Origin of the sequence: Streptomyces sp. NPDC101166, from assembly GCF_044768125.1 — a bacterium.
In the GTDB taxonomy this organism is placed as follows: domain Bacteria; phylum Actinomycetota; class Actinomycetes; order Streptomycetales; family Streptomycetaceae; genus Streptomyces.
In genome coordinates this window covers 127,585-137,873 of sequence record NZ_JBIWPF010000004.1, presented here as the reverse complement: position 1 = coordinate 137,873, position 10,289 = coordinate 127,585, and the positions used below count along the sequence as shown (strand labels likewise).

Sequence of the window (10,289 nt, the reverse complement as noted above, 5' to 3'; positions counted from 1 at the left end):
GACCAGGAGCCCTTCTCCTTGTCCTCCTCCTTGCCGTGCTCCTTGTCCTTGTCCGCTTCCTTGCTGTAGGAGGAGTCGTCGTGGTCGTAGGCGCTGACGGCGAAGGCGGCGCCGGGCGTGGTGAGGGCGAGGACGGCCGAGGCCGCCGCGGTGGCGAAGAGCATGCGGGCAGAGCGCATCTGTGATTCCTTCCGTCACAGCCGGGCAGCTGGCAGGCAGTCAGCTGACTCGAACCGGCCTGACGTGATCCACCGTCAGTCACACGCCTGCGGGCCACCACTCAAGGCGCTCACCCGGGTGACGGCCGAGGGCGGCCGGGCGCGGCCGCCGGCCGGCACGTGACGAGCAAACACCCGCCGCCTCAGGAGAGTTGACGCAGACTCCGCCGGAGCCGGGCCTCCTGCTCGAACGGGGGACACGGGTGAGCCCTTACGCTCGCCCCCCGGGCCCGTCGCCCCGTCAGGTGGCGGGAGCCGTCGCCGCGCGCCGAGCCGGAGCCATGGCCCACCGGACCGTGGCCGTCATGGCGTGGCCGAGGGGCCGTACGCACAGGCCGTCGACGACCGGCAGCCGGGGCAGCCGCAGTTCCCGGGCGGCCCAGTCCGGCAGGAGCGACACGGCGTTCGCGGCGAGCACCCCGTACGGCAGCCGGGCGACGAGCGGGACCGGCGGGCTGAGCAGGAGGAAGCGCGCGGTGTCCCGCGCCTGGGCCGTGGCTCGCAGCTCCGGGCGGTACGCGGCCAGCCGCTCGGCGAGTGCGGCCCGGCTGCGCGGCGGATCGGGCACGCCGAGTGCGTCGGCGACCCGCGCCATGTCGGCGACGTACCCGTCGCACTCCTCCTCCGTCAGCGGACGCGCGCCGTAACGCTGGTGGGCGCGCAGGAAGCTGTCGGCCTCCGCCGCGTGGACCCAGCCGAGCAGACGCGGGTCCGAGGCGTGGTACTCCTCGCCCGTGTCCGTCACTCCGCTCACCCGTTCGTGGACGGCGCGAACCCGGTCGCAGGCCTGCTGTGCGTGTTCGGCGGTGCCGTACGTCGTCGTGGCCAGGAAGGTGCTCGTGCGCTGGAGCCGCCCCCACGGGTCGCCGCGGAAGCCTGAGTGGGCGGCCACGGCGGCCATCGCGAGCGGGTGCAGTGATTGGAGCAGCAGGGCGGACAGGCCGCCGATGAACATCGAGGCGTCCCCGTGCACCCGGCGCACCGGACGCTCGGGCCCGAACCAGCGCGGGCCCGGCGTGTCGTGGATACGGGCGCGGTTGCGGGGGCCGTCCGGCCCGGCGACGCGGATGAACAGGCCGTTGCCGAGCCTTTCCCTCGGGCCCGCCACGCCTGCTCCGCTCAGTCTCATGACCCCTCGGCCTCCTCCCGGCGCCGCCGTGGAGCGTGCTGGCTCCCCGGGTACCCGCGCCGGGGCGCCCGATGCGACGGGCGGCCCGGGCGGGCGGTCGTGGGTGGGGCGACGGCGGCCGGGTCAGCGGGCGGCGGTCCAGGAGTGGGCGACGTCCACGACGAGCGCGCCGTCCAGCCTCAGCACCCGGAACGGCAGCCTGGCCCGCACCCCGAGTCCCAGCTGGGTGACGCCCTCGAAGCTGCCGGCGTAGCGGGTGTCGCGGAACGTGCCGTACCCGGTGAGGTCGACGCCCGGGAGCGGCTGGGCGACCCTGCCGGGATAGGTGGGCGCGCCGGTGTCCACGTCGTAGGCGGGCGCGTTCACGCGCACCTCCAGGACGGCGCCGCCGCCGACGGGGATCGGACGGCCGGAACCGTCCTGGTACAGGCGGTCGACGTACTGGACGGAGTAGCCGAGTTCGTTGCTCGCCGCGCCGGGGACGTCCACCACGAACCGGTCGTAGCAGTCGTGGCGTCCTGTTCTGACGTTCGTCACCGACTCCGCCGTGCCGGCGGAGTACGTCTTGGCGACGCTGCCCCAGCCGGTGGGGCAGGCCGCTGCGGCCCGAGGGGCGGCGGCCGGGGCGGCCTCGGCCGGCGTCACGGCCACGGCCAGCGTGGCGGTCATGAGGGCGGCGGCCGCCCAGACGGTTCTGCTTCGCACCATGGTGTCCCCCGGAGAGTCCGTAGTGTCTGTTGTCAGTTAGGACAATCCGGGCGGCGCGATGGTTGCACGGTTCGCACGTCGTCTTCGAGCCGCAGGGTTGCGACCGGTACGGCTGCTACGACTGGTACGGCTGCTGGTGCTGCGGCTGCCCGTACGCCGGACCGCCCGCGCTCTGTGCGCGCAGCTGCTCGGCCTGCTCCCGGCCCACCTTCTGCTCCGCACCGCAGAACGTGCACTGGGTGAGGTACTTCGTCGAGATCGGGAACAGCGGCACGAAGAACAGAGTGAACTTCGTGACCCGCTTCCTGAGCGTGTGCGCGGCGGGGTTGTGACACCGGCCGCACACCAGGGTCAGTATGGCGAGCTGGTACAGGTATCCCTTGGTGCCGAAGATGATCACGCTGTCGCTTCCTCCCGGGGCACGGCCCGCGCGACACGACGCCGACGGACACGAACTGCGCTTGCGCCCCCCAGTCTGGTGCATGGCGGTGGGAAGCGGGCGGGGGAGGAGGCGTATGCCGCCGGGCGTCCGGACCGGGTGCGGGTACGGGCGTGACGCCCGCGCCCGCACCCGGCCCTCCGCGTCAGCTGCAGGTGCGGTAGTCGTAGCCCGCGATGCGGCCGCTGCCGCTGCCGTCGGGGAAGTGGTAGCGGCCGTCGCTGTCACGGCTGATCGTGAAGTTGCGGACGAGACCGATGTAGGTGTCGACGGCGCCGTTGCCGTCGATGTCCCGCAGCCACTTGCCGGCCTGCGTCCAGGTATCGCGGCCCGCCGAACCGTCGACGCCGAGGCCCTCCCAGAGGTCCTGCCACGCCCTGGTCGCGTTGTAGGTGCCGGTCCCGAAGTCGCCGTCGATCCCGGAGGCGGCGAGCTTGCCGTCGGCCCAGAGGATCTTCTGCCACAGGCACGTGGCGTTGGACTGCCGGTTGGTGCCGGTCGAGACGATGCCCTCGTCGTTCCAGTCGTCGGCGAAGGCCCCGCCGCCGTAGACGTAGGCCCGGCCGCTGTAGGTCCCGCTGGCGGCGGCCGGGGAGGCGCTGAGTCCCAGCACGGCGGCGGTGAGTGCGCCGATCGTCCCGACCATGAGTCTGGCTCGCCTGGTGTCCGTACGCATGGGTGTGTCCTCTCCCTGGGGGACCGGCCCCGTCGGCGGGGCGGGCGCGGGCCGCTCGGGCTCGGCGCGAGACGGGATCTTGCCAGTCCACCATTGACGTGCCCATGATGTTCCGGCCTGCCTGAAAGGCCGAGGTCCTCGGGGGGAATCCGATGCTCCGCATTCATTTCACCGACGCCGACCTGGCCCGCACCCGCGTGGCCCGCGCACCGGATCCGCTGTGGGAGGTCGCGTTCAGCCTGCACCGTTTCCAGACCCGCCAGGGCCGCCGGGCCTACGCCGACTGGTACCGCGCCACCACCCGCGCGCTGAGGGACCGCGGGCTGGCCCGCGCGGTGTCCACCGCGCTCCTGCCGCTGTTCTTCCGCGGCCCCTACTACCCCGACTTCCTCACGCCCGCCGAGTCCCGCGACGGCCTCGCGGCCGGCCTCGCCGCCGTCGAGGACACACCGGCCGGACGGGTGAGCGAGGAGGTGCGCCTGCTCACGAAGGTGTCCACCGTGCCGCCCTGGATGCTGCGGCTGGGCGAGCGGGAGGTCCTGCGGGACGTGACGAGGGCGATCCGCGCCTACCACGACCTTGCGATCGCCCCCTACGGCGAGCGCATCCAGTCGCTGATCGACGCCGACCGCTCGGCCCGCGCCCGCTGCCTGCTCGACGGCGGCACGGAACGGATGCTCGGCGAACTGGGCCCCACGATGCGCTGGCGGCCCCCGGTGCTGCACGTCGACTACCCGGTCCAGGACCGCGACCTGCACTTACGCGGCCGGGGTCTGCGGCTGGTGCCCTCCTATTTCCTCTGGCACGGCCCCGTCGCTCTCGCCGACCCGGCCCTGGACCCCGTGCTCGTCTACCCGCTGCACCATCGCCCGCCCACGCCCGCACCGACCGAACCACCGGGCCACGGAGCCCCGTTGGTCGCCCTGCTGGGCCGCACCCGCTCCGCCGTGCTGCGCGCGGCCGCAGCCGGCGCGACCACCGGCGAACTGGCCCGCCTCGCCGGCGTCTCCGCCTCGGGCGCCAGCCAGCACGCCGCCGTCCTGCGCGAGGCGGGCCTGATCACCAGCCACCGCCGCGCGACGATGGTCCTGCACACCCTCACCCCGCTCGGCGCGGCCCTCCTGCGAAACGCCGAGCGCGCCGAATGAGTCTCAGAGCTCCGAACAAAAAATGAGTCTCAGAGCTCCGAACAAAAGTGGAGCCCAGCTCGCCTTTTGTTCGGAGCTCTCAGGCAAGGGCCCCTTGGGCCGGTGCCGCAGTGCCTCGGCGACCGCACCGGACGGGCGAGTGCGAGGCCCCCTCAGGCGTCCCGCACCAGCAGAAGCGCCTTGCGCACCTCGTCGGCGCGGGGCGAGTCGAGCGCCGTGTACAGCGCCAGCGCCGCCCGGAGGTGGTGCTCGGCGCGCTCCGGATCCCGCAGCGCCTGCCGGACCGCGGCGGTGCCGACGTGGGCGCGGGCCTGTTCCTCCCGCTCCTCGATCCCCGACGCCACCTCCAGCGCCGAGGCGTGCGCGTCGAGCGCCTCGACGTGCCGTCCGGCCCCGTACAGGGCCTCGCCCAGACCGTTGAGGGCCCCGGCCTCGCCGTAGCGCTCCCCGGTCCGCCGGAACAGCTCCAGCGCCCGGCCCTGGTGCGCCGCGGCCTCCTCGTACCGGCCGAGTCCGCTGAACGCGTCGCCCAGGTTGGACAGCGCGTGCGCCTCACCGCCGGTGTTGTCCAGCCGCCGGAACAGGGCGAGGGCCCGCTCGAAGTACCCGGCCGCGGCCGCATGGTCGCCCAGCCGGGCCACGACGATGCCCAGGTTGCCGAGCGCGCTGGCCTCACCCAGCGCGTGACCCGTCGCCCGGTACAGATCCAGCGCTCTGCGGTACCGCTCGATCGACGCCTGGTAGTCCTCCAGCAACTCGTGCACGATGCCCAGATTGTTGAGCACGTCCGCCTCGCCGTGCGCGTCGCCCGCCGCCCGGAACAGCCCGACCGCCCGCTCATGGTGATCGGCGGCCTCCCGGTACTGCCCGCGCAGTTCGTGCAGCACGCCGACGTTGGTCAGATGCCGGGCCTCCCCGGTGCGGTACCCGACGCGCCGGCACAGCGCGAGGGCGGTGTCGTGGCAGCGGTGGGCGCTGTCGTAGTCGCCGAGCCGCCGGTGCACCGCCCCCAGGCAGACCAGCACGTCGGCCTCGCCGCGGGCGTCGCCGGCCGAACGGGCCGCCCTCAGGGCGTGGGTGTGCACGGCCAGGGCGTCGGCGTAGTGCCCGCAGCGCTCGTAATGCCGGTGCAGGGTGGTGGCGAGCCGCACGGTGTGCCCCGACGGGCCGGGCTCCTCGGTCCGCGAGCACAGGGCCACCAAAGTGGGCTGCACGGCGGCCAACCAGGCCCGGCACTCCTCGGCCGTCCGCAGCGGCGGCAGACCGGCGGAAGGCAGGTCGACCACGGGACGCAAGTGCCGTTCGGCCGGGTAGAGCAGGTCCATGGCCGCGGCGGACGCCGCCAGACAGTGGTCCAGCAGACGGGCCAGCGCGGCGTCCCGGTCCCGCGTCGCGTGGTGCCGGACGGCCAGCTCCCCGGCGTAGGCCCGCAGCAGGTCGTGCATGCCGTACCGGCCGGGAGCGGTGCGCTCCACCAGGTGTGCCCCGGCCAGCACGTCCAGCGCCCGCCGGGTGCGGTCCGCGGACTCGCCGGCCAGGGCGGCGGCGGAGTGGACGTCGGCGTCCGGCCCCGGGTGCAGGCCCAACAGCCGGAACAGCCGGGCCGGCAGTTCGGGCAGACGGTCGTAGGACCAGGAGAAGACGGCCCGTACCGCGGCACGGGGGTCCCCGTCGCCGTCCAGCAGGTCCAGGCGCCGTCGCCGGTCGCGCAGTTCGGCCACCAGCGCGGCCAGGGGCTCGGCGGGCCGCGACAGCACCAGCTCGGCCGCCACCCGCAACGCCAGCGGCAGCCGCCCGCACTGCTCGGCCAGCGCCGCGGCCTCGGCCGGCTCGGCGTCCACGCGCGACCCGGTCAGCGTGCGCAGCAGCGCCGTCGCCTCGTCGGGGGAGAGGGCGTTGAGGACCACCCGGTGCGCTCCGTTGACCGACACCAGCGACGCCAGCGAGTCCCGGCTCGTGATCAGCACCCGGCAGGCCGGAGTGCCCGGCAGCAGCGGCCTGACCTGGGCGGCGGAGGCGGCGTTGTCGAGGACGACGAGCAGCCGCCGTCCGTCGACGGCCGTCCGGTAGCGCGCCGCCCGGTCGTCGAGCCGCAGCGGGATCTCCGTCCCCGGGACGCCGAGCGCGGTGAGGAACCCGGCGAGCGCCTGCGCCGCGGACACCGGTTCCTGCGGGTCGTAGCCGCGCAGGTCGACGTAGAGCTGACCGTCGGGGAAGGCGTCGCGGACCCGGTGCGCCCAGTGGACGGCCAGCGCGGTCTTGCCGACGCCGGCCGTGCCCGAGACGGCGGAGACGACGACCGCCGCCGCCCGGCAGGCGTCCTGACCATCGAGCAGATGCCGTGTCAGATCCGCGAGTTGATCTTCTCGGCCAGTGAAAGCACGTACGTCCATCGGGAGTTGGGCCGGGACGCAAGCGGTGGCGACGGGAGTCGTGGCGGGCGCGGGGCACGGCGCGCCCGGCGTCGGCTGCCCGCCGTCCCTCTCGCTCAGCAACTCCTCGTACACCGAACGCAGTTCACGTCCCGGGCCCACGCCCAGCTCGTCGGTCAACTGCCGCTCGGCGGTGGTATAGGCCTGCACGGCCTCCGCCGTCCGGCCGGCCTCGCCCAGAGCGCGGACGAGCATCACGGCCAAGGGCTCGGCCAGGGGATGCTCGGCCGCCAACGGCGCGAGCAGGGCGGGCACTTCCTCGGGCCTCCCCTCGTGCCGGACCGCCCCCGCCCAGGCGAGCGCCGCCTCGATCCGCTCGCTGCTCCACACGGCCCGCACGCGCTCGGCCCACGCTCCCGACAGCTCCGGCAGCGGCGCACCACGCCACAGCCCCAGCGCCTCCCGAAGGACACGGGCGCGCTCCGCCACCGAGGGACACGCGCGGCCCCGGGCGACGAGCGCGCGGAAACGCAGCAGGTCGACGGCGTCGTCGTCGGCCTCCAGGACGTAGCCGCCGGACGCTCTGACGATACGGAGCGCGGCCGCCTCGGCCCCCCGCGCGTCGGCTTCCGTCGTCGCGTCGTCCAGAAGCCGGCGAAGTCGGCTGATGTGCGCGTACAGGACCGATCTCGCCCCGTCGGGCGGCTCGGCGTCCCACACACGGTCGATCAGGGCGTCCACCGGGACGGGCCGCCCCGCGTCCGCCGCCAGCGCCGCCAGGACCGCTCGCCGGCGCGGCTGCCCCACCTCGCGCACGCGCCCCGCGACCCGCAGCTCAAGGGGGCCGAGCAAGTGCAGTATCACCGCTGACGCCGGGCTTCCACTCGTCCTCCGATAGATCCGTTCGCCGTGACGCGCCGGCACACCGCCTGCCGTCACAAGGTTTTCGCAAGGTCCACCGTAGATCCTCACGGCGCAGGTCGTCAGGCGTTCCGCCGCACGAACCAGCCCCACCGGATCGGACCCTGACGAAGCGTCACACCGGCTGCACGCGGGTCCCTGTCGTACGGGGTTCGGCAGGGACCCGGCGAGCAGGACGCAGAACACCCCAAGAGGAGACAGAAGATGAACCTTCGGCGCTGGGCCGCGGCCGCGTCCGTCCTGATGATGGCCGGGGCGGGCACCGCCGTCGCCGCCCCCGCGAGCGCGGCCCCCACCGCGAGCTGCTACGGCTCGTCCTGCGAGGGCAAGGACCCCGACACGTACTGCTCGGACGACGCCAAGTCCCCCGTGGCCGGCGTCTGGCTCGGCCAGGCGTTCGTCGAGCTGCGCTACAGCCCGAGCTGCCGGGCGGCGTGGGCGCGCATCTCCCGCGCGAGCTACGACACGCGCGACCAGTTCACCCCGTACGCCACGGTCCGCCGCAACTCCGACGGGCGCGAGTACTCCTGCTCCGTGCCGGTGGGCGGCACGAGCTGCTACACGCGGATGGTCAACGACGTCAACGTGACCTCGTTCGCCAAGGGCATGTGGGACAGCGGCGCGCGGACCTACGAGGGCCACACGTCGAGCTACTGAGACGCACGGTCGTGAAACGGGGTCCGTCGCAGGCGGCGGACCCCGTACCCGTGTCCGCCGCCTGCCCCCCGGGCCGGGTCAGTCGACCGGCCAGGTGTGCACCGGGGCGTTGAGGTGCATGTAGTCGATGTACAGCTGCGTCATCCGGCGCAGCGCCTCGTGCCGGCCCGCGTGGTCGGCGTCCTCGATCCGGTGGAACATCTCCTTCTGCCACACCGCCCCGTTGCGGCCGGTCACGCACCGCTGCTCGATCACGCCGAGCAGCGGCTCCCGCCACGACGCGTCCATGCCGGACAGCTCCAGCCCCCGGTGCGCCAGCGGCAGCAGCCGCCGCAGGACGAGTTCGGGCACCGGCACCTCGCCCATCCCCGGCCAGTACAGCGGCGCCTCGATGCCTTGCCGGGCCGCCATGTGCAGGTTGTCCTCGGCGGCGGCGAAGGACATCCGGGACCACACCGGCCGCTCCTCCTCCACCAGGGCGCGGGTGAGCCCGTAGTAGAACGCCCCGTTGGCGAGGGTGTCCGCGACGGTCGGCCCGGCGGGCAGCACCCGGTTCTCCACCCGCAGATGCGGCATGTCGTGGGCCACGGCGTACACCGGGCGGTTCCACCGGTAGATCGTCCCGTTGTGCAGGGTCAGCTCGGCCAGCTCGGGGATGTCGCCCTCGTCCAGCGTCCGCGCCGGCTCCTGCTCGTCGCACAGCGGCAGCAGGGCGGGGAAGTAGCGCAGATTCTCCTCGAACAGGTCGAAGACGCTGTTGATCCACCGCTCGCCGAACCACACCCGGGGTCGCACCCCCTGAACCTTGATCTCCTCCGGGCGGGTGTCGGTGGCCTGCTCGAACAACGGGATCCGCGTCTCGTGCCACAGCTCCTTGCCGAACAGGAACGGCGCGTTCGCCGCGAGCGCGACCTGTACGCCGGCGGTGGCCTGCGCCGCGTTCCAGTACGCGGCGAACTCCTCCGGGGAGACCTGGAGATGGAACTGCGTGCTGGTGCACGCGGCCTCCGGGGTGATCGTGTCCGCGTACGTCCGCAGCCGGTCGACGCCGTCCACCTCGATCCGCAGGTCCTCGCCGCGCGCCGCGAAGACCTGGTCGTTCAGCAGACGGTAGCGCGGGTTCTCCGAGAGCGATCCCTCGCCCACGTCCTCCTGCCGCAGCGTGGGCAGGATGCCGATCATGATCAGCCGGGCGGCGACGGTCCTGGCGCGCTCGTCGGCGTGGTTGAGCGCGGCGCGGATCTCCGACTCCCAGGACTCCGGGCCGCCCTCCGTCAGCCGGCGCGGCGGGACGTTGATCTCCAGGTTGAACCGGCCCAGCTCGGTGGACCAGGCCGGATCCGCTATCGCCTCCAGCACGTCGTTGTTGCGCATGGCCGGCTCGGCCTCGCCGTCGACCAGGTTCAGCTCGATCTCCAGCCCCACCCGGGGCCGCTCCGACTCGAAGCGGGAGTCACGCAGCATCTGCGCGAGCGCGTCGAGGCATTCCTGCATCTTGATCCGGTACCGGCGGCGGTCCTCGCGGGTGAAGACCATCGCCGGGACGTCCCGTCCCATCGGCCCTCCCGGCACTCCCCTCCAGCGAACCTGACCACTCCAGCGTCGCACCACCCGGCGGGGCGGACCATACGGGAGGAGCGCGGGGGCGCTGGGCGAACGCCGCCGGACCGGCGCGCGGCGGGACCCTCAGCGCCAGCCGAAGCGGCGGTCCACCACGGCCGCGAACTCCTCCAGCGTCAGCACCGAGTCCCCGTTCTGGTCGGCGGCGTCGAACAGGGCGGAGGAGGCGTCCGCGTCGCCCAGCGCCCAGAACGGCAGGTCGCCCGAGGCCGCCAGGACCGGGCCCTTTCTCCGCAGCGCGACGATCACTTCCTCACGTGTCAGCGTGCCGTTCGCGTCGAGGTCGAGCGCCTCGAACAGTTTTCGCGCCTTGTCACTCGCCATGTCGTCCCCGTTTCTTCAGCGCCGGTCCGGCGCCGGCTGCCCCGGCGCCCGTCCGTCACCGGCTGTTTCAGCGCCCG

Annotated in this window: 9 protein-coding genes; 2 read left to right on the top strand and 7 right to left on the bottom strand. The window is 73.7% G+C overall.

The annotated features are described in order from the left end of the window. Positions 1–459: 459 nt before the first annotated feature. The 4 genes from ACIRS4_RS09535 to ACIRS4_RS09520 form a co-directional block, all read right to left on the bottom strand. On the bottom strand, positions 460–1,347 hold the full coding sequence (locus tag ACIRS4_RS09535; protein ID WP_404192421.1) for an oxygenase MpaB family protein: 888 nt from the start codon (positions 1,345–1,347) through the stop codon (positions 460–462). A gap of 123 nt (positions 1,348–1,470) precedes the next feature. Further along, entirely contained in the window at positions 1,471–2,055 is a 585-nt protein-coding gene (locus ACIRS4_RS09530) for a hypothetical protein (RefSeq protein WP_404192418.1), read from the bottom strand. Positions 2,056–2,170: 115 nt separating this feature from the next. After that, a complete protein-coding gene (locus ACIRS4_RS09525) occupies positions 2,171–2,455 on the bottom strand; it encodes a zinc-ribbon domain-containing protein (RefSeq protein ID WP_402158828.1) in 285 nt (94 codons plus the stop codon). Between the two features lie 184 nt (positions 2,456–2,639). Then, complete coding sequence (locus tag ACIRS4_RS09520) at positions 2,640–3,170, bottom strand: peptidoglycan-binding protein (RefSeq protein ID WP_404192415.1); 531 nt, start codon at positions 3,168–3,170, stop codon at positions 2,640–2,642. A gap of 152 nt (positions 3,171–3,322) precedes the next feature. Between ACIRS4_RS09520 and ACIRS4_RS09515 the strand changes: the two genes are divergently transcribed. Beyond that, a complete protein-coding gene (locus ACIRS4_RS09515) occupies positions 3,323–4,318 on the top strand; it encodes an ArsR/SmtB family transcription factor (RefSeq protein WP_404192413.1) in 996 nt (331 codons plus the stop codon). A 152-nt stretch (positions 4,319–4,470) separates the two neighbouring features. Here the strand turns inward: ACIRS4_RS09515 and ACIRS4_RS09510 are convergent, their stop codons facing one another. Beyond that, positions 4,471–7,554, bottom strand: coding sequence for a tetratricopeptide repeat protein (locus tag ACIRS4_RS09510; protein WP_404192411.1), 3,084 nt, complete (start codon positions 7,552–7,554; stop codon positions 4,471–4,473). A 261-nt stretch (positions 7,555–7,815) separates the two neighbouring features. Here ACIRS4_RS09510 and ACIRS4_RS09505 point away from each other — a divergent pair, with 261 nt between their 5' ends. Further along, the gene (locus ACIRS4_RS09505; protein ID WP_404192408.1) at positions 7,816–8,268 is read left to right on the top strand and encodes a DUF2690 domain-containing protein; all 453 of its coding nucleotides are present in this window, start codon (positions 7,816–7,818) and stop codon (positions 8,266–8,268) included. A gap of 78 nt (positions 8,269–8,346) precedes the next feature. On the opposite strand, the gene ACIRS4_RS09500 is transcribed toward ACIRS4_RS09505, so the two are convergent. Continuing rightward, positions 8,347–9,825, bottom strand: a complete 1,479-nt coding sequence (locus ACIRS4_RS09500) for a glutamate--cysteine ligase (RefSeq protein WP_404192405.1) — start codon at positions 9,823–9,825, stop codon at positions 8,347–8,349. 129 nt (positions 9,826–9,954) lie between these two features. Beyond that, complete coding sequence (locus ACIRS4_RS09495) at positions 9,955–10,212, bottom strand: EF-hand domain-containing protein (protein WP_358798316.1); 258 nt, start codon at positions 10,210–10,212, stop codon at positions 9,955–9,957. Positions 10,213–10,289 lie beyond the last annotated feature (77 nt).